Here is a 24,331-nt window from a genome sequence, read left to right on the forward strand (position 1 = left end):
ACGAGACGTGGTGGTGCGCACCGTCAGCAGAGCCCGTTGAGAGCCGTCTCTGGCCTTGGCCGACCAGAGACCACCGCGAACACGAGCTCTGCAGATGACGACACCACGACGCCCGCATTGAACTCCTCGATGTCCCGATGAATGGCTGACGTTGGCTGTCGACGGAACGAAGAATCTCCCTCCAGGACAGCGAAAATCGCTCTCAAATCACTGTCAAAGACGTCGTCAAAGACGTCGGCACGCATGCTACGAATGACGTAGGTGGGTCGCCCGTGGACGGGCGGCCCACGACGCATTTTTGGGCCTGCTGTTGGAAATCGTGGGTGGTGATGGGACGTGCACGGTGGCGTGAAGATCTACCGCGGGAACGCTGCTGCCGCCCGCTCATACGTGGAGGCCGACCACGCGCGCGTTGACGACTACTACCTCGCCGAGGGCAGTGGCCTGGCCGAGCGCTTCGTCGCCTCCCCCGTCGGAGTCGAGCGGGCCGGCGCTCTCGACGGTGACGGCTACGAGGCATGGGTCGCGGGTCTGGATCCGCTGAGCCGCGAACCACGTGGGCGACTGCGGACCGACCCCAAGGCCGTCCGGTTCGCCGAGGTCGTCGTGAACGGCCCCAAGTCCTGGTCGCTCGCTGCGGCGCTGCATCCTGAGATGGCCGCGGCGTACGACGCAGCAATGGATCGAGCCGCCGTGGAGATCGCGGAGTGGCTGGCCGAGCACTCCACGACCCGGGTCGGTCCTCGGGGTCGCCAGGTGCAGGTACCAGTGGCGGGCACCTACCGAGACGAGACCGGCAACGAGCACTCGCGCCACTTCGACCGCAAGGTCGATGCCCAGCACTGGCTGGACCGAGTCACGGCAGCCGTGGTGGCCGGCACCTACGCCGACCCCAAGGCCGGCCGGATCACCTTCGCGGCATTCTTCGGCGAGTGGTCAGCTCGTCGGGTCTGGGCACCCGGCACAGTGCTCGCGATGTCCCTGGCTGCAAGGTCGGTGCCGTTCGCTGGGACGCCACTCCAGCAGGTCCGACACTCGGACGTCGAGTCCTGGATCAAGACCATGGACGCTGCCGGCCTCGCCCCGGGCACGATCAAGACCCGATACGTCAACGTCCGATCGGTGTTTCGAGCAGCCGTCAAGGACCGAGTGATTGGCACGGACCCGACCGACGGCGTACGCCTCCCCCGCGGTCGTCGCGCCGACGCCGCGATGTCGGTCCCCACCCCGGAGGAGATCGGGCAGCTCATGGCCGTGGCCGACGAACGATTCCGGCCGTTCATCGGCCTGTGCGCGTTCGCTGGTCTCCGCCTGGGCGAGGCCGCCGGCGTACGCCTCGGCGACATCGACTTCCTTCGCAAGACGCTCAAGGTCTCGCGTCAGGTTCAGCGCGTCAACGGCGGAGCGATCGACATACGCGCGCCGAAGTACGGCTCCGAGCGAGTCGTCTACCTCGCCGACAGCCTCGTCAACCTGCTGGCCGACCACGTCGCCACCTACGGCACCACGGGGATGGATCGGTGGCTCTTCACCGGAGACAGCGACGACCCGCCGCAACAGAACACCGTCGGCTACTGGTGGCGCAAGACCCTCCGAGACGCGGGGCTGTCAGGCGTCAAGCTCCACGACCTGCGGCACTTCTACGCCTCCGGGCTGATCGCTGCCGGGTGCGACGTGGTGACCGTCCAACGCTCGCTCGGACACGCGAAGGCGACCACGACCCTCAACACCTACGCACACCTCTGGCCGGAACGCGGAGGACCGCACTCGCAAAGCCGCGGAATCGATCATGTCGACGGCCCTCGGACACCAGCCAACGGACATGCTTGCAGACGACGGGTCCCGCCGACACCCATCGTGAGAGTTCGCGCTTTCCAACCAATGCGAGCTTCCGCAACTGCATCCGAACAGCGCATCTGCCCATGACTTCAGGAGGCCTCCGATTGCCCGGGTCGAGAGTGTCTGGGGCGCTGCACATCACCCACTGTGACGCGGCTGGCACACGGTGAAGAACGCCGGAAGGTGTCCCCGTTGAACTGCGCGTTCGTCAGGTGCGGTTCCCTTGGGGCGACCCGCTCGGATCCCGAAATTCAATGCTCAGGCGAGGGACGAGTCGGGGATCCAGTTCCCATGGAATCCCTGCGGCACCCGGACCGGCAGGTGGACCGTGGCCACCGGATGTCCGAAGTCGTGGGCATCGATGATCACCAGGTCGCTGGCGTCGCGCGCGGCGTCGTACACGTAGCCCATGAGCCACCCGTCGTCCTCGCCAGCCGCGCTGCCGGCCGGGACGAACACCATCTCGCTGGCGATGCGGCCGGAGCCCAGGTCCACCTCGACGGTGGTGCCGCCGACAAGGTCGTGCTTGCGCACAGCGGTCCGAGGGTCATCGCCTAGGGCGCCCAGGTCGCGCACCGCGGATACGCCGATCGTGTAGCCGTAGCGGTGGCGGCGGCCAGTGAGTCGTTCGTCCCCGCGTGGGAACTCCGTGCCGCGATCGTCGATCGTCTGGGTGAGAACCTTGCGTGCCTGCGGGTCGATCGTCCAGCGCTCCAGACGGGGGCGATCGGACAAGGGCTCGCCGTCTTCGGCGAAGGCGTGGTCGTGCACCACCAGGTCGATGATCACTCGATCAGCGTCGTCGAAGGCGTTGAGGGGGTGGTACACGAAGCACGGCTCGACGTCGATCCACACGACGTCGGACCCGGTGCCGGCCCGGGGCAGGAGCCCGACCCGGGCCCCGTTGTCGGGGCGCCAGCGGAAGGGCAGGGCAACGCTCTGGAGGGCGAGCTCCAGGTCGAAGAGCACAGGCAGGTCGAAGAGCACGACCCGGGAGGCGGTCAGGCCCATGTCGTGGAGCATGACTGGAGCCGGAAGGTCGATGTCGACAGTGCTGATGAGCTCCCCGGCAGAGTCGATCACGTGATAGCGCAACGCGGGGTTGTCGAAGCCGTAGCTCATCACGTGCATCTCGCCGCTGTTCGGGTCGAACTTGGGGTGAGCGTTGATGCCGGCAGGGAGTGGGCCGCCGAAGTTGCGCGTGGCGACCGTTTCCAGGTCGCCCGTCAGCTCATAAGGCAGCGACCCCTCGGTCACGGCCAGGATCCGGCCGGCGTGGGCGAACACGTTGGTGTTGCCCGAGCCGGAATACCACCCGCCGTCCTCGTGGGGCACGGGGGACTGATCAAGATGCGCGCTGGCCTCGGGGCTACGCACCCAGCGGTTGCGGTACCAGCGTGGCCGGCCGCCGTGCAGGTCGACGCCGTGCACCATCCCGTCGCCCGCGAACCAGTGGTACGTGTCGGCCTGCGCTGCGAACGGGTTGGGCCCGGTGCGGATGTACCTGCCCGCCAGGCTCGGCGGCACCGCGCCCGTGACCTCGAGATCCGTGGCGGTCAACTCAGTGGCCACCGGCGCGAAGTTGCCGTCGAGGTACGTCGCTGCAGTCATCGTCTGCTCCCTGGCATCGAGCCGCCGAGCCGGCCCCACCAATAGACACCCTCTCCGGCTACGCGTCAATCCGCCGCCGGCGTCCCGTCAAATGCTCGTTCAGGATCGTTTGCCCCGCTGCGGTGTGCTCGCGTCTGCGATCGCGGGCGTCGCTCAGCCCAGCACGTTGGCGCCTCGGACGAGGACGGCGACCGGCCGGTCGAGCGCGGTCGGGTCGGTAGCGAGGTCGCCGTCGACGACCAGCAGATCAGCCGTGAGCCCGGCGGCTACCGCCCCGGTCACGCCGGCGAGGCCGACATGCTCGGCCGCGAACGATGTCGCGGTGGCCACCGCCTCCGCGACCGGATAACCGGCCTCCACAAGCGTCTGGATCGCGAGCGTGGTCCCGCCGTGCCGCTTTGGTGGCGCCGCCCCGGCATCGGTACCGGTGACCAGCCGGATGCCGTGCCCGCGGATCCGACGTGCCAGCTCGACCCGCTGGGCGTCCATGGTGCGGAAGTCCATGCCTGTCCGCACCATGACTGCCCGGATATCAGGCGGAATCGTGTCCTCCGGCGGCATCTGGGAGAAGTCGAAGCCCAACGTCATGTCAATCGTTATCCCCGCCGCAACCACCGCCTCCAGCAGCTCCTCCGACACCTCCGGCCCCCTCTCCGTCAGGCAGCTGAAGTGCTCGATCCCGTCCACACCAGCCCGGATCGCGTGCCACACCCCGGCGAGCGCATGCGCATGGGCCAGCACCGTCAGCCCGGCCCGGTGGCCGGCCTCGACGACGGCCGCCAACTCCTCATCGCTGAACTGTGCGGCGAACACATCGGTTCCGGCCGTGATCATGCCGCCGCTGGCCATCACCTTCAGCACATCAACCCCGCGGACGGCATGCTCGGCGACCTGCTCGCGCACGCCGTCCACGCCGTCCGCTACCCCGCCGAGGAAGTGGCAATGCCCGTCCGGCACGGTCAGCGGCGGCCCCGCCGTGCGCACCCGCGGCAGACCGGGCAGGGCGCGCGCCTTCAGCGTCCGATACCTGCGGTCCCCAAGGTCCAGGACGGTGGTGAGCCCGCGTGCGGCGCTGGCGGCCAACGATGCGCGGATCTGCGCGTCCAACTCCTCATCGGTTGCAGCGCCGGCTCGCTCCAACGCCCCCAGATCACCGTTGGACACCAGGTGCACGTGGCAGTCGAGCAATCCCGGCAGCAGCGTCCCCGCGTACGTCGTGACGTCGACGTCGCTCGGCAGCTCCCGGTGCCCCGACTCGACACCCAAGATCCTCTCGCCATCGACCAGCACCGTGCCCGCGCCCAAGAAGGCGGTCCCGTCGAACACTTGACCTGCCCGCATGGCCCGCATGCCACCGAGTCTGCCCCGAAGCCAACGTGCCCGCTAGGCGCCTTCGGACAGACCGACGCTTACCGCAGAGTCCGCCGCCGACCCCGGCTGCCATCCCTAGGAGTGACCGAGCGCAGCGGACCACGCGGCCCGACAGACCTACTGACGCCCGCCCATCTTGGGTGCGTCACATCGCCGCCAAAGCCCGAGGTGTAGCCAAGCCACCGACAGATCAAAGAGCCCACGCGCGCCCTCAGAACAGGCCTTGCGAGCAGGTCACGCTGAAATTCTTGCGGACTCAGTGCGGACCGCAGGGGTTCACACCCCCTCTGACCTGCGCTTTTACACAGATTCAGACGTTGAAGCGAAACTCCACCACGTCGCCGTCGGCCATCACGTAGTCCTTGCCCTCCATGCGGACCTTGCCGGCCGACTTGGCCGCGGCCATCGACCCGGCGGCGACGAGGTCGTCGTAGGAGACGATCTCGGCCTTGATGAAGCCCTTCTGGAAGTCGGTGTGGATCACGCCGGCGGCCTCGGGGGCGGTGGCGCCCTTCTTGATCGTCCAGGCGCGGGCCTCCTTCGGCCCAGCCGTCAGGTAGGTCTGCAGGCCGAGGGTGTCGAAGCCGACGCGGGCGAGCTTGTCCAGCCCGGGCTCCTCGACCCCCATCTCCGCGAGCATCTCGCGGGCCTCGGCGTCGTCGTCGAGCTCGACCAGCTCGGCCTCGAACTTGGCGTCCAGGAAGATCGCCTCGGCGGGTGCGACCAGGTCGCGCATCTTCTGCTTCAGCGCCTCGTCACCGAGCTCGTCGGCGTCGCAGTTGAACACGTAGATGTAGGGCTTCGCGGTGAGCAGCGAGAGCTCGCGGACCAGTGCGAGGTCGACCTTGGTCGAGATGATCGGGGTGCCGGCCTCCAGGTGCTCCTTGGCCTCCTGGGCGGCGGCGAGGTTGGCGGCGATCGCCTTGTTGCCGCGCGCCTCCTTCTCCAGCCGCGGGATCGCCTTCTCCACGGTCTGCAGGTCGGCCAGGATCATCTCGGTCTGGATCGTGGAGATGTCCGACTCGGGGTTCACCTCACCGTCGACGTGGGTGACGTCCTCGTCACGGAAGACCCGGGTCACCTGGCAGATCGCGGCGGCCTCGCGGATGTGCGAGAGGAACTTGTTGCCCAGCCCCTCCCCCTCCGAGGCGCCCTTGACGATGCCTGCGATGTCGACGAACTCGACCGTCGCGGGCAGCAGCTTCGCCGACCCGAAGATCTCCGCGAGCTTCGCCAGGCGCTCGTCGGGCACCGCCACCACCCCGACGTTGGGCTCGATGGTGGCGAAGGGGTAGTTCGCCGCGAGGACGTTGTTCTTCGTCAGGGCGTTGAAGAGGGTCGACTTGCCCGCATTGGGGAGACCGACGATGCCGATGGTGAGTGCCACGGCGAAGGAGTCTACGGCGGCGTACGACGCACCACGAATCGGCCGCGGCAACCGATACGGCCGTTCACCGACAAAGGGTGTGGCGCGCGCCACATCGGGTAGAGGACAAGGTACGAAGCAGCGACCCAGGGGGTCGTGATGCCTCGGACAGACTGTGACTGCCACCGGCACGCATCAGTGCAAGCGACGCTTTGGAGGCGACCGTGACCAACCTGGCCGACAACCTGACCCGAACAGCCGAACAGCACCCTGACCGGCCCGCCGTGAAGCTCGACGACCTGGTGCTGAGCTACGCCCAGCTGCAGGACGGCGCCCGCCGCGTGGCGGCGATGCTGAAGTCGAAGGGGATCGGTCCCGGCGACCGCGTCGGCCTGGTGCTGCCGAACGTGCCGCCCTTCCCGGTGCTCTTCTACGGCGCGGTCTCGCTGGGCGCCGTCGTGGTGCCAATGAACCCGCTGCTCAAGGCGCGCGAGGTGAAGTACTACCTCGAGGACTCCGGCGCCTCGTTGGTCTTCGCCTGGAAGGACATGGCCGAGGAGGCCGACAAGGGCGCCTCGGAGGTCGGCATCGAGTGCGTCGAGGTCGGCACCGACTTCGCGGAGATGCTGGCGGCCCACGAGCCGGAGACCGAGGTGGTCAGCCGCGACGACGAGGACGACGTCGTGCTGCTCTACACCTCCGGCACCACCGGGCAGCCCAAGGGAGCCCAGCTGACCCACCACAACATGATCACCAACGCCGCGACGACCGCCGAGACGCTCGTGGAGCTCACCGAGGAGGACGTCGTGATGGGCTGCCTCCCGCTCTTCCACGTCTTCGGCCTCACCTGCGGCCTGAACGCCTCGGTGCTCAAGGGCTCCTGCCTGACGCTGATCCCCCGCTTCGACCCGGCCAAGGCACTCGAAGTCGTGGCCCGCGACAAGGTCACGGTCTTCGAGGGCGTCCCGACGATGTACGCCGCGATGCTGCATGCCGAGGGCGCCGAGGAGGCCGACATGACCAGCCTCCGCTCCTGCATCTCGGGCGGCTCCGCGATGCCCGTCGAGGTGATGAAGAACTTCGAGAAGACCTTCGACTGCATCGTGCTCGAAGGCTACGGCCTCTCCGAGACCTCGCCCGTGGCCTCGTTCAACCAGCCCGGTCAGGAGCGCAAGCCCGGCTCGATCGGCACCCCCGTGCGCGGGGTGGAGATGAAGATCGTCGACGACGAGGGCCAGGACGTGCCCGAGGGCGAGGTCGGCGAGATCGCGATCAGGGGCGAGAACATCATGAAGGGCTACTGGGGCCGCGATGAGGACACCGCCGACGCCGTCAAGGACGGCTGGTTCCTCTCCGGGGACATGGCGAAGGTCGACGAGGACGGCTACTTCTTCATCGTCGACCGCAAGAAGGACCTGATCATCCGCGGCGGCTACAACGTCTACCCCCGCGAGGTCGAGGAGGCGCTCTACGAGCACGAGGCGGTGGCCGAGGTGGCCGTGATCGGGTTCAAGGACGACCACCTCGGCGAGGAGGTCGGAGCCGCGGTGGCCCTCAAGGACGGCTACGACGTGGAGGGCGAGGAGCTCCAGGCCTTCGCCAAGGAGCGATTGGCGGCGTACAAGTATCCCCGGGCGGTCTGGATCGTCGAGGAGCTCCCCAAGGGGCCCACCGGGAAGATCCTGCGTCGTGAGGTCGAGGCTCCCGAGGAGGCCAGGTCATGAGCGCCACCACCCAGGCCGAGGAGCGCATCCACGCGGCCGACGAGGACGGCAGCAGCAACGCCGCCGCCCCGCTCGACCTCCTGCTCGCCGACGCCACCAGCAGCCCGCTGCGCCGGTTCCTGCCCGGGATGTCCGGCGTCCGGTTCACCGCTGCGCTCGCTCGGCACCCCGGCCGCGTCGCGGGTCGCACCCTCGGGCTCGCTGCGGAGCTGGCCAAGGTCGGCGTCGGGAGGTCCGACCTGGAGGCGGGAGAGAAGGACCGCCGCTTCTCCGACGAGGCCTGGGACCGCAACCCGCTGTTCAAGCGCACCCTGCAGGGCTACCTCGCCCTCGGGGCTGCCGCACGCGGGCTGGTGGAGGACGCCGGGCTCGACTGGGGAGACGACCAGCGGATCAAGTTCATCGTCGACAACCTGGTCGAGGCCACCGCGCCGAGCAACAACCCGTTCCTCAACCCCAAGGTCCTCAAGCGGATGGTCGACACCGGGGGCGGCAACCTGGTCGAGGGAGGCCGCCGGTTCGTGCGGGACTTCGCCAGTGCCCCGCGGGTGCCCTCCATGGTCGAGCCGGACGCGTTCGAGGTCGGCACCGACCTCGCCGTGACGCCGGGTGCGGTGGTGCTGCGCACCGACGTCTTCGAGCTGATCCAGTACACCCCGCAGACCCCCAAGGTCCGGCAGGTGCCGCTGTTGATCGTGCCGCCCACGATCAACAAGTACTACGTGATCGACCTCGCCGAGCAGCGCAGCCTCGTCGAGTACCTCGTCGCCTCGGGGCAGCAGGTCTACTGCATCTCCTGGCGCAACCCCGACGTCCGGCACGCCGACTGGGGCCTGGACACCTACGGCCAGGCGATCATCGAGGCGATGGACGCCTGCCAGTCGATCTCGCGGCAGGACAAGGTCGCGCTCTTCGGGATCTGCTCGGGCGGGATGATCGCCTCGATGCTGCTCGCCCACCTCGCGGAGGTCGGCGACCTCGACCGGGTGGCTGCCTTCAGCCTGGCGGTCACGGTGCTGGACCAGGAGCAGGCCGGTCTGCCCAGCGCGCTGCTCTCCCACAAGGCGGCGGCGGCCTCGACCCGGGCCTCGGCCGAGAAGGGCTACCTGGACGGCAAGGTGCTGGCCGAGGTGTTCGCCTGGCTGCGGCCCAACGACCTGATCTGGAACTACTGGGTGAACAACTACCTGCTCGGGCACGCACCCAAGGCGTTCGACATCCTCTACTGGAACGCCGACCCGGTGCGGATGACCGCGGCGATGCACCGTGACTTCATGGACCTCATGATCAACAACAGCCTGACCAAGGCCGGCGAGGCACGGATGCTCGGGACCGACATCGACCTGGGCAGCATCTACACCGACACCTACGCGGTCGCCGGCATCGCGGACCACCTGTGCAAGTGGGAGTCCTGCTACCAGACCACCCAGCTCTTCGGCGGCGACACGAAGTTCGTGCTCTCCACCAGCGGGCACATCGCCGCCATGGTGAACCCACCCGGGAACCCCAAGGCGAGCTTCCAGACCGCGACCAGCAACCCCCCGGAGACCTCGGATTGGCTGAAGCAGGCCAGCAAGGTCAAGGGCAGCTGGTGGGACGACTACGTCGACTGGCTCGGCGAGCGCACCGGGCCGGAGCGGGCGAAGCCGCGGCGGATGGGCTCTGCCACCTACGAGCCCATCTGCGATGCTCCTGGAACCTATGTCCACGACCGCTGAGGAACGCCCCCTGTGACTGCCGACGACCGCGACCGGATCCGCACGGTCGCGATCCGAGGACTGCAGGCGCGGGTCTCCGTTCGCCCTGCGCGTGGCCGGCTGGCCGACGAGCCCCCGCTGCTCCTGTGCAACGGGATCGGGATCAGCTTCGAGGCGCTGCAGCCGCTCGTCGACGAGCTCGACCCCGACCGCGGCGTGGTCCGTTTCGACGTACCCGGCGTTGGCGGCAGCCCTGCTCCGCCGTTCCCCTACCCGATCGCCGCCCTGTCGTCGTGGGTCACCGCACTGATGGCGCGGCTGGGGCACCAGCGCTTCGACGTGTTCGGCCTGTCCTGGGGCGGTGGACTCGCCCAGCAGCTCGCGATCCAGTCCCCCCGCAAGGTGCGTCGGGTGGTGCTGTGCGCCACGGGGACCGGCGCCATGATGGTGCCCGCCCATCCCCGGGTGCTGGCCCGGATGCTCACGCCCCGGCGGCACCGGGATCCGAAGTACGCCGCCCGGATCGCGCCGGAGATCTACGGCGGCACGATGCGCAGCGACCCCGAGAACGGTGCGGCGCTGCTCCACGGGGCGACCCGTGCCGGACCGAAGCGGGGCTACTACTACCAGCTCGCCTCGATGGCCGGGTGGAGCAGCCTGCCGTTCCTGGGCTTGATCCGGCAGCCGACGCTGGTCATGGGCGGTGACGACGACCCGATCATCCCCGTCGCGAACCCGCGGATGCAGGCCGCGCTGATCCCCTCGTCGACGCTGCACGTCTACCACGGTGGGCACCTGGCGATCGTGACCGAGGCCGACGAGCTGGCCCCGGTGATCGAGCAGTTCCTGAACGACCCGAACGCGACCGAGAGGACCGGCGATGGCTGAGTCGACGGACCTGGGCCTCGAGGACTCCCCGTTCTCGGACTTCCTCGGCTTCGAGCTGCTGCTCGACGAGGCCGACCGCGAGCTGCTGAGCAACGTGCGCGCGTTCATGACGCGCGAGGTGGAGCCGGTGATCAACGACTACTGGACCCGCGCGGAGTTCCCCCACGACCTGGTGCCCGGGATCGCCAAGCTCGGCATCGCCGGGCTGGCGTACGACGGACCCGGCTGTCCCAACCGGGGGGCCGTGGTCGACGGCATGGTGGCGATGGAGCTGAGCCGGGTCGATCCTTCCATCGGCACGTTCATGGGGGTCCACGGCGGCCTGGCGATGGGGTCAATCCACCTGTGCGGCTCCGACGAGCAGCGCGAGCGCTGGCTTCCCGCGATGGCGCGGATGGAGCTGATCGGCGCCTTCGGCCTGACCGAGCCCGACGTCGGGTCCGCGATCTCCCAGGGCCTGGCGACCACCGCCCGCAAGGACGGTGAGGACTGGATCCTGAACGGCGAGAAGAAGTGGATCGGCAACGCCGCCTTCGCCGACCTCGTCGTCATCTGGGCCCGCGACGAGGACGACGGCCGGGTCAAGGGCTTCGTGGTGGAGAAGGACACCGAAGGGATGACCTTCGACAAGCAGGAGGACAAGATCGCCCTGCGCGTGGTGCAGAACGCGGAGATCCACCTGCACGACGTACGCGTCCCGGAGGCCAACCGCCTGCAGAAGGCCGACAGCTTCCGCGCCACCGCCGACGTCCTCCGGGTCACCCGGATGGGGGTCGCCTGGCAGGCCGCCGGCTGTGCGCGCGGCGCCTTCGAGCACGCATTGCGCTACACCAAGGCCCGCGAGCAGTTCGGCCGTCCGATCGCCTCCTTCCAGATGGTGCAGGACCTGCTGGTGAAGATGCTCAGCAACGTCACGGCCTCCACCGCCATGAACGTGCGTGCCTCCCAGCTGCTGGAGGCAGGCCTGCTCAAGGACGAGCACGCCTCGCTGTGCAAGGCCCACTCCACCGTCCGGATGCGTGAGGCGGTCGGCTGGGCCCGCGAGGTGCTCGGCGGCAACGGCATCCTGCTGGAGCACCACGTGGGCAGGTTCGTCGCCGATGCCGAGGCGATCTACTCCTACGAGGGCACCCGCGAGATGAACACCCTCATCGTCGGCCGCGCGATCACCGGCGAGGCCGCCTTCGTCTGAGCGGCCACCGGCTCACGGCTCCGGGAAGAACGCCACCGTCCGGAAGGGTGGCACCCAGGTGCCCGGCGGGAATTGCCGCGCCCAGTCCTCGACGGTCTCCCGATAGGCCGCGGTGTGCGGATAGCCGCTGTGCGTCATCACGAGCGGCCCCGGGTCCCCCGACGGCTCCACCGGCACCTCCGGGACGTAGAGGTCGTGGGTCCCCTCCCCGTTGGAGAAGACCCGGAAGCCCAGGGGGTCCGAGCGACGGAACAGGTTCACCCAGGGCGGTCGCTGCGAGTCGGTCCACGAGGTCGCGGCCAGCAGCCGCGCCCGCAGCGAGCCCGTCGCGTCGGGCGCCGGTGGAGCGGCGTCGGCAGGGAACGCGGTACCCGCCCGGGGTGCGTCGGGCTCGGGGTCCGCGAAGCGCACGGTGCCGCTCGTGGCGGCGTACCCCAGTGGTTCGGGACCGAGCACGGCCGGGAAGATCCGGCCGTACCAGGCGCGGATCTGGCTGCCGTAGGTGATGATCCGGACCCGCTGCAGCTCGGGCATCGTGAGCCTGCTCGCCACGGCCATCAGGATGGCCGACCCCTGGCTGTGCCCGGAGAGCACCACGAGGTGCCGGGTGTCGCGCAGCACCCAGCGGACCCGCACGAGGAGCTCGGGGACCACGCGCTCCGCGTAGCAGGGCGGAGCCAGCGGGTGCGCCGCCCGGGGCCAGAACGTGGTGAGGTCCCACAGGATCCCCACTCCCTTGCGCGTCCCGTCGTCCTTGCGCATCCGGGAGAGCACCAGGACCAGCGCCAGGGAGAAGCCCAGCACCCCCCACAGCGCGAGCTCCGCGAGCGGCCGGAACCCCGACCAGTGCCTCCACGGGGCCTTCCCCGTCGAGGCCCCCACGATCAGCACCAGCACGATGGGGACCGTCATCGCACCAAGCAGGTCCAGCAGGCGCTCGGCACGGTGGACGTACGCCGCCCGCAACCGGGCCCGCACGCACGCGTCCCGGTCCTTGGCCGGGACCGTGGGATCCGCTTCGATCACCGCACGCACCGGCCCGCTCAGGCGGCTGCTCAGCCGCAGCAGGCACACCCCCGCGAGGACCAGCGCGACCAGGAACCACACCACCTGCACGATCGGTGCCCACACCAGGACCTGCGGCAGCACGAGCGGTGCCTGCGGCGGGTCGCTGACCGCGACGTCCACGTCCGGTCTCTTGTCCACCGTCCGCACGCCGACCTCCGCGCCCTTGGTGTCCAGCGAGGCGCTCGCCACGAACCCGGGCTCCTCGACGGTGCAGGTCTCCGGCGGCTCGGTCTCCGTGTCCGCCCCGCTGCGCAGGCAGCCGTCCTGCACCACCAGCGATCCGTCCTCGGGCAGCACGAGCACGGAGTTGTGCATCTCGGTGGTGCCCAGTCGCACCGCCACCCGGCGCGAGTCCGCGTCGGCGCCCGGCAGTACCCGCACCAGGGTGTCCGTCTCGAGCCGGCCCGAGCGCACCACCAGCCGGTCGCTGGAGACGTCGACCACGCCACCGACCACGCGCACGTCACCGCCGAGCCGGTAGACGTAGCGACCGGTGGGGTCCCCGTCGTCCACCAGGTCGAGGTCCTGGGCATTGAGCGCCGATCCCACCTGGGAGGCCGCGTAGTGCGTCTGCAGGTCGGCGACGTCGTGCGCGGAGCCGTTGAGCTGGTCGGCCGCCAGCGTGACCACCGCTGTGGTGAACAGCAGCGCCGTCCAACCGGCGGCGTTGAGCAGCAGCGAGGCTCCGGCGCCGCGCCAGGCCGTTGGGGAGTCGTCTCGGCCGCGGTACTGCCGCAGCAGCATCACCAGCCAGCCGACCAGCAGCAGCCCCCACGCCGACCAGGTCACCTCCCGCGGCAGGCCGATCTCGTCCCCGACGTAGGTGCTCGAGGCCAGCAGCAGCACCGGGACGAGGAAGCCCGCCCCCACGGGCAGAGCGGTCCGCTTGCCGCTGCAGAAGGTCAGGGCCCCGACCGCGGCCAGCCCGACGAGCGTGGCGATGAACCACACGTTGTGCCCCGTCAGGTCACCCCCCTCGTCGAGACGTCCCGGGACCGGTGGCAGCACCAGCAGCGCCAGGTGGACCACGAGCAGGAGCACCGACGCCCGTAGCAGCTGTCCGCCCTGTCCGGTGGCGTCGTCCCCGGGCTCCGTGGCGCACTCCACGTCACCGGGTCGCAGCGATCCCGCGGTCCACACGACGACTGCGCCCAGCAGCGCCGCGGCCGCCAGCACGCCGGCCTGGAGCCAGGTCCACACCGAGGCCTTGTCGCTGCCGAGACCCAGCTGGACCACCGGCGCTCCGGTGTAGACGATGACCACCACCAGGGCGAAGGCGATGTGCAGGCGACGCAGCCGCAGGACCGTGATCCGCCCGTCCCACATCGCCCCGCGCTCCAGCGGGGCTGCCCCTACCCGGCGCTCCGGGCGGTCGGGGTCGCGCACCTCCTCGAGCCGGGCAGCCGAGCGCCCGGACAGCAGCCACAGGCCGGCCACGACCAGCAGTGGGACCACCGACCCCACGGCGATCCGTCGCGGCACTGTCTGCCACGGGTCGCGGGCCAGGAAGTCGAGCAGTCCGGGAAGAGCGCCGCAGCCCGGCGTCCCGCCGCGGTAGCACTGCCACGCGAGCAGGTCGATGCCGAGCAGGCAGGCCGTCAGCACGACCAGGGCCGTCAGCAGGAGCGCGCCGGTGCGCACGTAGCGGGCCGTCCGACGAGCCGCCGCGGTGTTCGTACCGAGCTCGGGGCGGGCCCAGTAGGCGAGGTTGGCGAGCGCGAACGGCAGCAGGAACAGCCACCCTGCACGGCGTACCCATCCCAGGAGCCCGCCGACGCCTGAGGTGAGGTTCCCCCAGGAGTAGGCCTCGACGGCCATGTTCTTGGGCAGCGTGCGGTTGGGGACGCAGCCGTCCGTCGTGCGGTAGAGGCCGGTGAGTCCGTCGCCGGCCACTTGCCCCACGGCGGTCGTGCCCAGCATCGAGGCAGGGGTGGTGCCGTGCACGCCGTGCACCCGGACCTCGAGAATGCCCGCGCCGTCCTGGGGCATGGCCGCCACCACCGATCGATCGCCTGCCCGTCAGCATCCACCGCCGTTCGGTCAGGGGCAATGGCCCGATCCGCTCATGACAACCGGGGCATTCCTCGCAGTGCCGGACGAGTCGGAGAGCGTCGTCGAGCGTCGGGGCCCTAGGTGACGAACTCGAACAGCGGCGACCCGGAGGCGACCTTCTCGATGGTCAGGTTGCTCGCACCCATCCGCTCCATCAGGTCGGGCAGCCCGTCCGCGGACGCGAGGTCGATGCCGATCAGCGCCGGGCCGGTCTCGCGGTTGGACTTCTTGACGTACTCGAAGACCACGATGTCCTCGCCGTCGGCCAGCACGTTGTCGAGGAAACCGCGCAGCGCTCCGGGCTCCTGGGGGAACCCGACCAGGAAGTAGTGCCGGATCCCCTCGTGCACCATCGAGCGCTCGATGATGTCGGCGTAGCGGCTGACGTCGTTGTTGCCGCCGGAGACCACGCACCCGACGCGGGACCCGGGTTCGAGGTCGAGCTGGGCCAGGGCGGTGGAGGCCATCGCTCCCGCGGGCTCGGCGATCACGCCGTCGCTCTGGTAGAGCGCGAGCATCTCGGTGCAGACCGCGCCGGGCTCGACGGTCACGATCTCGTCGACCAGGTCGCGCACGATCGGGAACGTGCGCGAGCCCACGGTGCCGACCGAGGCGCCGTCGATGAACGTGTCGAGCTCGGGGACCGGCACCGGGTGGCCGGCGGCCAGGGCCAGGGTCATGCTGGGCGCCCCGGAAGGCTCCACGCCGACGATGCGGATGTCGGGCCAGGTCTCGCGCAGCCAGACCGACATCCCCGCGAGGAGTCCCCCGCCGCCCACCGGGATCACCACCACGTCGAGCGGGCGGTCGGCGTCGCGGACGAGGCCCACCGCAACCGTGCCCTGCCCGGCGATGGTGCGCTCGTCGTCGAACGGATGTACGTAGGTGCTCCCGTGCTCGGCGGCGTAGAGCAGCGCGGCCGCGGAGGCCTCGTCGTAGGTGCGTCCCTGCATCGTCATCTGGACCCGGCCCGCGCCCAGCTCGCGGATCCGGTCGCGCTTCTGGCGAGGGGTGTTGGTGGGCAGGAAGATGTGACCCTCCGCCTGCAGGCGCGCACAGCTCAGCGCCAGGCCCTGCGCGTGGTTGCCGGCGCTGGCGCACACGACGCCGCGGGCGAGCTCGTCCGGGGTCAGCGAGGCCATCAGGTTGAAGGCGCCGCGCACCTTGTAGGAGCGACCGACCTGCTGGTCCTCCCGCTTGAGCAGCACCTCGACGCCGTACTTCTGCGAGAGCCGCTCCGAGCGCTCCATCGCGGTCGGCCGCGCGATCAGGGGTACGACGGTCGCCGCGTGAGCGACGTCCTCAGGGGTCACGGTCATGCCTCGACCCTAGAAGGTGGCCGCGGTCGGTCGAGCAGCACGGCTAGTCGAGGCAGAACTCGTTGCCCTCGACGTCCTGCATCACCAGGCACGACTCGTTGATCGCGTCCGCCGGCAGTAGGTGCATCCGCCTGCCGCCGAGCGCCACGAGCCGTGCCGCTTCCTCCTCCAGGACCGTGACCCGCTCGTCCCCGGTCAGGCCCACGCCGACGCGTACGTCGAGGTGCACCCGGTTCTTCACCGTCTTGGGCTCGGGCACCCGCTGGAAGAACAACCGCGGCCCGACCCCGTCCGGGTCCTGGCAGGCCCACTTGGAGCCCTGGGCCTCGACGGGAAGCGTGGCGTCGACCGCGTCCCAGGACTCGAACCCCGGCGGGACCGGCGGATCGACGTACCCGAGCACGGCCTTCCAGAACTCCGCGACTGCGCGCGGCTCCGCACAGTCGAAGGTCACCTGTACCTGTCTCACCTGGGCCATCGACCCAGAGTAGAACGCGGAGGCTCAGCCGCCCAGCCGCTGGAACCCGGTGACGTCGAGGACCAGCTCGCCCTCGTCGTCGGAGGCCGCCAGGTCCACGGTCGCCATGATCCGCCAGTCGTGGTCGCCCTCGGGGTCCCCGACGATCTGCTGGACCTCCCAGAACTGCTCGCCCTTCTCGATGAGCAGCATCTGCGGTCCCCGGGCGTCCGGTCCGGTGTCGATCGAGTCGTGCTCGGCGAAGTAGTCCTCCAGCGCCTCGCGCCAGTCCTCGGCCGTCATGGTCGAGGACGCGGCGACCTCGAGCTCGCCGAGCTGCTCCCAGCGACGCAGCGCCGCCAGCTCGACCCGGCGGAACATCGCGTTGCGCACCAGCACGGTGAACGCGCGCTGGTTGGCGGTGATCCGCTCCGGCACCGGGGGCAGGATGTCCGGGGCGACCGGCCCGGCCAGCCGGTCGGGGTCGCTGAGTCGCTCCCACTCGTCGAGCAGGCTGGAGTCGGTCTGGCGTACGACGGCGCCGAGCCACTCCTCGATGTCCTCGAGCTCGTCGGTCCGCACCCGGTCGGGAACGGTCTGGCGCAGCGCCCGGTAGGCGTCGCCGAGGTAGCGCAGCACCAGGCCCTCCGAGCGGGTGAGGCCGTAGTAGGCGACGTACTCACCGAACGTCATCGCGCGCTCGTACATGTCGCGCACCACCGACTTCGGCTGCAGCGCGTCCTCGCCGACCCACGGGTGTCGCTGGCGGTAGAGGCCGAAGGTGTGCTCGAGCAGCTCCTCGAGTGGCTTGGGCCAGGTGACCTCGTCGAGCAGCTCCATCCGCTCGTCGTACTCGATCCCCTCGGCCTTCATCTCCCCGATCGCCTCGCCGCGGGCCTTGTGCTCCTGCGCGGCGAGCACGGGACGGGGGTTCTCCAGGGTCGCCTCGAGCACGGAGATCACGTCCAGGGCGTAGGTCGGAGCCTCGGGGTCGAGGGTGTCGAAGACCGCCAGGGCGTACGCCGAGAGCGGCTGGTTCAGCGCGAACCCCAGCTGGAGGTCCTCGACCAGGCGCACCCGCCGGCCCTCCTCGCCGCGCGGCTCGACCAGCTCGACCACGCCCGCCGCGAGCAGCGAGCGGTGCTGGGCGGCGGCGAGACGCATCAGCCGGCGCTGGGAGCGCTCGTCCTCGTGGTTGTCGCGGAGCAGGTGGCGCATTGCCGCCGCGGGGTCACCCGGCCGGGCGATCACGTTGAGCAGCATCGCGTGGCTGACCCGCATCCGGGAGACCAGCGGCTCCGGCTCGGCGGCGACGATCCGCTCGAACATCTCCTCGGTCCAGGTGACCTGCCCCTCGGGCGCCTTCTTGCGCTGCACCCGCTTGAGCTTCTTCGGGTCGTCACCGGCCTTCTTGACCAGCCGGGCGTTCTCCACGACGTGGTCGGGCGCCTGCACGACGACGGTGCCGGCCGTGTCGAACCCGGCCCGTCCAGCGCGCCCGGCGATCTGGTGGAACTCCCGGGCCTTGAGCAGGCGCTGGCGGCGGCCGTCGTACTTGGAGAGGCCGGTGAACACCACGGTGCGGATCGGCACGTTGATGCCGACGCCGAGGGTGTCGGTGCCACAGATGACCTTGAGCAGGCCGGCCTGCGCGAGCTGCTCGACCAGGCGGCGGTACTTCGGCAGCATCCCCGCGTGGTGCACCCCGATGCCGTGCTTGACCAGCCGCGACAGGGTCTTGCCGAACCCGGGGCTGAACCGGAACCCGCCGATCAGCTCGGCGATCCGGTCCTTCTCCTCGCGGGTGCACACGTTGATGCTGGTCAGCGCCTGGGCGCGCTCCAGCGCCGAGGCCTGGGTGAAGTGCACGACGTAGACCGGGGACTGGTGGGTGGTGAGCAGCTCCTCGAGGGTCTCGTGCATCGGGGTCACCGCCCACTCGTAGCTCAGCGGGACCGGCCGGGTGACGCTGGTGACGGCCGTGGTCTCGCGTCCGGTACGACGGGTCAGGTCCTCCACGAACCGGGTCACGTCCCCGAGCGTCGCCGACATCAGCAGGAACTGCGCCTGCGGCAGCTCGAGGATCGGCACCTGCCAGGCCCAGCCCCGGTCGGGCTCGGAGTAGTAGTGGAACTCGTCCATCACCACCTGGCCGATCTCGGCCTCGGCTCCCTCGCGCAGCGCGATGTTCGCGAGCACCTCCGCGGTGCAGCAGATGATCGGCGCCTGGCTGTTGACCGCGGCGTCGCCGGTGAGCATCCCGACGTTCTCGGGGCCGAACACCTCGATCAGCGCGAAGAACTTCTCCGAGACCAGGGCCTTGATCGGCGCGGTGTAGAACGTGCGCTGCCCGCGGGCGAGCGCCGCGAAGTGCGCGCCGGTGGCGACCAGGCTCTTGCCCGTCCCTGTGGGCGTGGAGAGGATCACGTTGTTGCCGCTGACGATCTCGATCAGCGCCTCCTCCTGCGCCGGGTAGAGCGTCAGCCCCTGGTCGGCAGCCCAGGTCTCGAAGACGTCGAAGAGGACATCGGGGTCGGGGTCACCGGAGGCGGGGGGAAGACGGTCGAGGAGGGGCATCGCCCCGTCATCGTCCCCGAACGGCGAGCGTTAACCCAATTGCGCCCAGACTCCTGCGAGGGTCACCACCGCTTGGTCCGGCCGAAGTCCGCCTTCCGGATCAGGGCGTGGATGCCCGTCGTACGGTCGACGACCTGTGAGCACTGGAAGTCCGACGCGGCGGACAGGTAGGCGTAGGCGACCGGTGCGGCCATCCCGATGTCCTCGGTGAGGAACTTCAGCGCCTGCCGCACGGCGGTCTTCATCGCGATGTCGAGGCTGGTCGCGTTGCCGCCGTTCTCCGGGCCGTCGGGGTCGCTGAGCCCGATCGGGATCCACGACTCGGGTGTCTCGGCGAAGGGGTAGTCGAACGCCGTCCTCGGTGCCCCGCGCTGGCCCTTCTTCACCACGGTCAGCCGGAACGTGGGACGCAGCGACCCCTCCATCGCGGTCAGGGCGACCTCGCCGTCGCCCTGGGCCATGTGCGGGTCACCGGCGAAGAACATCGCTCCGGCGACCTGCACCGGGAGGTAGAGCGTGGAGCCGACCGTGAGGTCGTTGATGTCGATGTTGCCGCCCGCGTCGGTGGGCGGGACGGAGTCGACGACCGCGGAGGTGTCCCGCGCGACTCCCATCAGGCCCATGAACGGGTGCAGGTCGAAGCCGACCGGGACCGAGCCCGGCAGCCGGCCGCGCAGCACCTTCCCGCGGCGCTCCACCGAGGTGAACACGCTGATGTTGCCGCCCTCGTTGAAGTACGGCGCGAACGCGCGCACGCCCTCGAACTTCTCGGGGTACTCCCCCGGGAGCGCTCCCTTGCCGTGCCGGTTGGAGATCACGCCGTAGGGCACGCGCAGCGGCAGGTCGAGCACCTCGATCTTGAGCACGTCGCCCGGCTGCGCGCCGCGTACGGCGATCGGGCCGGTCACCACGTGCGGCCCCGGTCCGTCGTGGGTGGACCGGGCGGCGACGGCGATGGCGTCCTTGAGCACCTGTCGCTCCGGGACGCCGTAGGTCTCGAAGAACGCCCGGGGGTCCTTGCCCTGGTCCTCGAGCAGGCCCTCGTGGGAGATCGTGTCCATCGTGACGACGGACCCCGAGCTCACCACCGCGACCGGGGTGCTGGTTCGGTTGGGCAGCTTGCCCCAGTAGACCTCGTTCGCCTTCGCGGGCACGTAGCGCCCACGGGGTCGCCCGGCGCCGGGTTGCAGCACCGCGGTCGACCGCGATCCGGCCGTTGCCGCCTCGGCGTCGAGCAGTGCCGGCGCCGCTGCGGCCCCGGCGACGGCCGCTCCCAGGAGGGTCCGTCGGCCCAGGCCGGAGGCCGGCTCGGCCAGCGCGCTGGTGGTGGTGTCGTTCTCGAACTGAGGCATCTGGGACTCCCGAGGGGGTGAGGATGGGCTCCTCACGCAACCAGCGCCGTGTTTCAGCCTCAGGCTGCCGAGGTTGCGTCCCGGTTAACCACTCAGCGCCGCAACCGGCTCAGCACACCGCGCACGCCACGCCCGACCGCCTCGTCCTTGCGCCGCTGGCCGCCGTCGCCCGTACCCGGCGTGGTGCCGCCGGCGGGCCCGCCACGACGACCGCCCGCTCCCCCACCACTGCGCGAGCCCATCACCCGGTTCACGATTCCCCTGAGGTTCGCCATGACCCCTCCTGATCTGTCCGGCCGGGCGTCGTTGCCCGACGTACGTCTCGTGCCCCTGCTCCCCCGGATGCATGCCTGCGGACGGCAGCAGCGGTCCGGATCAGGCCCGGATCAGGCCCGGATCAGGCCCGGGCTGCGTCCCGCACGCAGAGCACCGACCACGGCAGCGCCTCGAGGCGTCCCTCAGGAATCTCCTCACCGCACACGTCGCAGCAGCCGTAGGTGCCCTCGTCGAGCTTCTCCAGCGCGCGCACCACGTCGGCGCGCGTCCCCTGGAGACCGTCGTGCACGGCGACCTGGGTGAGCCGGTCCACCGCCATCGAGGTCCCCTCGCCGATGCGCTTGCCGAACGAGATCGAACCCTGGTCCGAAGGCTTCTTCTCCAGGGTCGCCATCTGGTCGTCGATCTCCGCGAGCTTCGCGACGAGGGTGGTGCGGGGGTCATCCATCCCTCCAGCATGCCCCTCCGGCGCTCGCGCAACCCGACTGCCGGGAGACTCGCCTCAGTCCAGCGGGTTCTCGTGCGCCCAGACCGGCGAGTCCTTCGCGGAGAGCAGCTCGTGCCGGTCGGCGGGCGCCATCTCCTCGAGCTCGGCGGCGAGGTGCAACGGGTAGCCGGCCACCTCGTCGGCGTCCGGGAGCGGGACCACCGAGTGCACCACCCGGTCGTCGTAGAGGTGCATCATCGTGAGCGACTGGTGCCCGTCGACCGCCGAGAGCAGGCGTGCTGTCGGCGCCGGGTCCGCGAGGTAGCAGGTGGCCGACGCGACCGAGACCGGAACTCCGGCGAAGGTGGAGTACGACGAGTAGTGGAAGTGGCCGCCGATCACGCCACGCACGTCGGTGCCCGCGATCACCTCCCCCAGCCGGTCCTGGTCGTGCAGCTCGATCAGCGCGGCGGCCCGGGTCATCGGCACCGGGATCGGCGGGTGGTGCAGCGCGACCAGGGTGCCGTACGGCGCTCGCTCGGCCAGCACGTCGCCGAGCCAGGCGAGCTGGTCGGCGGAGAGCTCGCCGTGGTGGTAACCGGGGACGGAGGTGTCCAGGGCGACGATGCGCAGCCCGTCGACCATGTGGACGCGGTCCTGGGTCCTCACGCCGGAGCCCTCCTCACCAAAGAGCTCACGGGCGTAGTGCTCCCGCTCGTCGTGGTTGCCCATCACCCAGACCACCTCGGCGCCGAGCGCGGCGGCAGCCGGCTCCACGATCTCGCGCAGCGCCGCGTAGGCCTTCGGCTCCGCACGGTCGGCGAGGTCGCCGGTGAACACGATCACCTGGGGCGGCATCTCCAGGCGGCCGAGCCGCGCCATCGCGTGCCGCAGGTTCTCGTGGGTGTCGATCGAGTCGTAGAGGCGTCGTTCGGCCAGCAGGTGGGGATCACTCACGTGCGCCACGACATGACGAGGAAGGGGATGCTGCCCCAACGGCTTCACACGGACGAGCATAGGGGTCTCGTCTCAGATACTGACCACATAGGCTCGCCCGATGCGCATCGCCACCTGGAACGTGAATTCGCTCCGCAGCCGGATCGATCGGGTCGAGGCGTTCCTGCAACGGCACGACATCGACGTGCTCGCCCTGCAGGAGACCAAGGCCCGCGAGGACCAGCTGCCGCTGATGGGCCTCTCGGTGCTCGGCTACGAGGTCGCGGCCGTGGGCCACGACCAGTGGAACGGGGTCGCGCTGATCAGCCGCGTGGGCCTCGAGGACGTCGAGGTCGGGTTCCCGGGGATGCCGACGTGGGGCGACCCGGCGGCGGCCGAGGCCCGTGCGATCAGGGCCACCTGCGGCGGCGTACGGGTGTGGTCGCTCTACGTCCCCAACGGCCGCAAGGTCGACGACCCGCACTACCTCTACAAGCTCGAGTGGCTGGCCCGGCTCCGGACCGCGGCGCGCTCGATGACCGGTGACGTGGCCCTGGTGGGCGACTGGAACATCGCCCCGCAGGACGACGACGTCTTCGACATCGCCCAGTTCGCCAGGAGCACCCACGTGACCCCGCGGGAGCGGGCCGCCTTCAACGGCTTCCTCGAGGACGGCTGGGTCGACGTGGTCCGCCCGCACACCCCGGGCCCCGAGGTCTACACCTACTGGGACTACTACCGGCAGCGCTACGAGCGCAACCGCGGGATGCGGATCGACTTCGTGCTCGGCTCCCCCTCCCTCGCAGCCAGGGTGACCGGCGCGTTCATCGACCGCGAGGAACGCGCCGGCAAGGGCGCCAGCGACCACGCGCCGGTGATCGTCGACCTCGCCGACTAGTCACTTCGAGCGCAGCTGGAGCAGCGTCACCTGGGGCGGCGCGCCGACCCGCACCGGCGGGCCCCAGAAGCCGGCGCCGTTGGTGACGTAGACCGGCACCCCGTCCACCCGGCCCAGCCCCGAGACGACCGGTTGCTCCAGTCGGGCCAGCTGTCCGAAGGGGGCCATCTGCCCGCCGTGGGTGTGCCCCGAGACCTGCAGGTCCACGCCGTACTTCGCCGCCGAGTGCGCCTGCACCGGTTGGTGCGCCATCAGCACCACCGGGACGTCTGGGTCCCGGTCGGCGAAGGTCTGGGCGAAGTCGGGGGCGTCGTAGTAGTCCTTGCCGGCGAGGTCGTTGACCCCGGCGAGGTCGAGTGCCCCGCCTCGGAACAGCAGCTGCGTCCGCTCGTTGCGCAGCGTGCGGACGCCGAGCTCGTCGAGGCGCTCGATCCATTCCTCGTGACCCGAGTAGTACTCGTGGTTCCCGGTGACGAAGAACGAGCCGTGGCGTGACCGGATCCCGGCCAGTGGCTCCGCGCCGACGCCCCGATCCTCGACCGAGCCGTCCACCAGGTCGCCGACGATGGTCACGACATCGGCGTCGAGCTCGTTGATGCGGTCGACGATCCGGCGCACGTGCGCCTCGCCCGCCAACGGCCCGAGGTGGATGTCGGAGACGACGACCAGCCGGGTGCCGTCCAGCGAACGCGGCAGCCGGGGAAGGGCGATCTGCCGGCGGTCGAGCTGGGGTGGCCCGAGCGCGGTCCGTACGCCGTACCCGGCGGTGCCGGCGGTGGCCACCACGGCCCCGATCGCGAGGCCCCGGGAGAGAACCACCCTGCGCGTCGGACCGCTCGCCTCCGGCCCGGTTTCCTGAGTCCCGGTTTCTGGCCCAGGCCCAGGCCCACACACAGGCCCAGACGCAGGCACAGTCTCAGACGCAGCCCCGACCGCAGCCTCCTGCCTCTCCTGCCGGCGCCACCACCGCGAGACCGCGAACCGCGGAACCTCCAGGACGACCAGGAACGTGACCAGGTAGAACAGCACCCCGAGCCAGAGGTAGCCGGGCCAGGCCAGCCACTCCGCGACCCCGGTCCCGACCCCCACCAGGGTGGCCGGCACCAGCAGTCCGAGCACCCCGAAGACAACAGCGCCGATCCTGCGCACCCGTCGGTCGAGAACCGTGTCCCGCACCAGTCGTCGCCACAGGTAGAAGTGCACCGCAACGACCAGGAGCAGCGCGACGACGAGGGCTGCCAGGAAGGCGAGGATCACGCTCGGACGCTACGGGGGTGCGCC

General features: G+C 70.2%; 18 protein-coding genes. 6 read left to right on the forward strand and 12 right to left on the reverse strand.

The window, feature by feature from the left end:
- Positions 1–348 precede the first annotated feature (348 nt).
- Positions 349–1,926, forward strand: a complete 1,578-nt coding sequence (locus tag AC4BGB_RS08515; protein WP_490546350.1) for a tyrosine-type recombinase/integrase — start codon at positions 349–351, stop codon at positions 1,924–1,926.
- A gap of 171 nt (positions 1,927–2,097) precedes the next feature.
- On the opposite strand, the gene AC4BGB_RS08520 is transcribed toward AC4BGB_RS08515, so the two are convergent.
- From AC4BGB_RS08520 to ychF, 3 genes are all read right to left on the reverse strand, one after another.
- Positions 2,098–3,450, reverse strand: a complete 1,353-nt coding sequence (locus AC4BGB_RS08520) for a carotenoid oxygenase family protein (RefSeq protein WP_490546351.1) — start codon at positions 3,448–3,450, stop codon at positions 2,098–2,100.
- A 153-nt stretch (positions 3,451–3,603) separates the two neighbouring features.
- Positions 3,604–4,800 (reverse strand): amidohydrolase family protein, encoded by a 1,197-nt coding sequence (locus tag AC4BGB_RS08525; protein WP_490546352.1) that lies wholly within the window; start codon positions 4,798–4,800, stop codon positions 3,604–3,606.
- A gap of 331 nt (positions 4,801–5,131) precedes the next feature.
- A complete protein-coding gene (ychF, locus tag AC4BGB_RS08530; RefSeq protein WP_490546353.1) occupies positions 5,132–6,208 on the reverse strand; it encodes a redox-regulated ATPase YchF in 1,077 nt (358 codons plus the stop codon).
- A gap of 203 nt (positions 6,209–6,411) precedes the next feature.
- On the opposite strand from ychF, the gene AC4BGB_RS08535 reads away from it, so the two are divergent.
- The 4 genes from AC4BGB_RS08535 to AC4BGB_RS08550 are packed head-to-tail and all read left to right on the forward strand — an operon-like array spanning position 6,412 to position 11,688.
- Positions 6,412–7,911 (forward strand): long-chain-fatty-acid--CoA ligase, encoded by a 1,500-nt coding sequence (locus AC4BGB_RS08535; protein ID WP_490546354.1) that lies wholly within the window; start codon positions 6,412–6,414, stop codon positions 7,909–7,911.
- The gene (locus tag AC4BGB_RS08540) at positions 7,908–9,629 is read left to right on the forward strand and encodes a PHA/PHB synthase family protein (protein WP_490546355.1); all 1,722 of its coding nucleotides are present in this window, start codon (positions 7,908–7,910) and stop codon (positions 9,627–9,629) included. Before AC4BGB_RS08535 ends, AC4BGB_RS08540 begins: the two co-directional genes overlap by 4 nt.
- Before the next feature lie 12 nt (positions 9,630–9,641).
- Positions 9,642–10,496 carry a poly(3-hydroxyalkanoate) depolymerase gene (phaZ, locus tag AC4BGB_RS08545; protein WP_490546356.1) on the forward strand — a complete coding sequence of 285 codons (855 nt, stop codon included), beginning with the start codon at positions 9,642–9,644 and terminating at the stop codon, positions 10,494–10,496.
- Entirely contained in the window at positions 10,489–11,688 is a 1,200-nt protein-coding gene (locus AC4BGB_RS08550; RefSeq protein WP_490546357.1) for an acyl-CoA dehydrogenase family protein, read from the forward strand. The genes phaZ and AC4BGB_RS08550 overlap by 8 nt, the downstream gene beginning before the upstream one ends.
- A 12-nt stretch (positions 11,689–11,700) precedes the next feature.
- Here the strand turns inward: AC4BGB_RS08550 and AC4BGB_RS08555 are convergent, their stop codons facing one another.
- From AC4BGB_RS08555 to AC4BGB_RS08590, 8 genes are all read right to left on the reverse strand, one after another.
- Complete coding sequence (locus AC4BGB_RS08555; protein ID WP_490546358.1) at positions 11,701–14,745, reverse strand: hypothetical protein; 3,045 nt, start codon at positions 14,743–14,745, stop codon at positions 11,701–11,703.
- Between the two features lie 140 nt (positions 14,746–14,885).
- The gene (gene ilvA / locus AC4BGB_RS08560; protein WP_490546359.1) at positions 14,886–16,127 is read right to left on the reverse strand and encodes a threonine ammonia-lyase IlvA; all 1,242 of its coding nucleotides are present in this window, start codon (positions 16,125–16,127) and stop codon (positions 14,886–14,888) included.
- A gap of 43 nt (positions 16,128–16,170) precedes the next feature.
- Positions 16,171–16,605, reverse strand: a complete 435-nt coding sequence (locus AC4BGB_RS08565) for a VOC family protein (RefSeq protein ID WP_490546360.1) — start codon at positions 16,603–16,605, stop codon at positions 16,171–16,173.
- A 24-nt stretch (positions 16,606–16,629) separates the two neighbouring features.
- Positions 16,630–19,161 carry a DEAD/DEAH box helicase gene (locus tag AC4BGB_RS08570; protein ID WP_490546361.1) on the reverse strand — a complete coding sequence of 844 codons (2,532 nt, stop codon included), beginning with the start codon at positions 19,159–19,161 and terminating at the stop codon, positions 16,630–16,632.
- A 62-nt stretch (positions 19,162–19,223) separates the two neighbouring features.
- On the reverse strand, positions 19,224–20,513 hold the full coding sequence (locus AC4BGB_RS08575) for an acetamidase/formamidase family protein (RefSeq protein ID WP_490546362.1): 1,290 nt from the start codon (positions 20,511–20,513) through the stop codon (positions 19,224–19,226).
- Positions 20,514–20,605: 92 nt separating this feature from the next.
- The gene (locus AC4BGB_RS08580; protein WP_490546363.1) at positions 20,606–20,788 is read right to left on the reverse strand and encodes a hypothetical protein; all 183 of its coding nucleotides are present in this window, start codon (positions 20,786–20,788) and stop codon (positions 20,606–20,608) included.
- Between the two features lie 122 nt (positions 20,789–20,910).
- Positions 20,911–21,237: a TraR/DksA family transcriptional regulator gene (locus AC4BGB_RS08585; protein ID WP_490546364.1), complete on the reverse strand. Its 327-nt coding sequence runs from the start codon at positions 21,235–21,237 to the stop codon at positions 20,911–20,913.
- A 54-nt stretch (positions 21,238–21,291) separates the two neighbouring features.
- Positions 21,292–22,173 carry a metallophosphoesterase gene (locus tag AC4BGB_RS08590; RefSeq protein WP_490546365.1) on the reverse strand — a complete coding sequence of 294 codons (882 nt, stop codon included), beginning with the start codon at positions 22,171–22,173 and terminating at the stop codon, positions 21,292–21,294.
- Between the two features lie 100 nt (positions 22,174–22,273).
- Between AC4BGB_RS08590 and AC4BGB_RS08595 the strand changes: the two genes are divergently transcribed.
- A complete protein-coding gene (locus tag AC4BGB_RS08595) occupies positions 22,274–23,050 on the forward strand; it encodes an exodeoxyribonuclease III (protein ID WP_490546366.1) in 777 nt (258 codons plus the stop codon).
- On the opposite strand, the gene AC4BGB_RS08600 is transcribed toward AC4BGB_RS08595, so the two are convergent.
- Positions 23,051–24,307 (reverse strand): metallophosphoesterase, encoded by a 1,257-nt coding sequence (locus AC4BGB_RS08600; RefSeq protein WP_490546367.1) that lies wholly within the window; start codon positions 24,305–24,307, stop codon positions 23,051–23,053.
- Positions 24,308–24,331: the final 24 nt, after the last annotated feature.

Source organism: Nocardioides sp. Z30_9 (assembly GCF_058215735.1).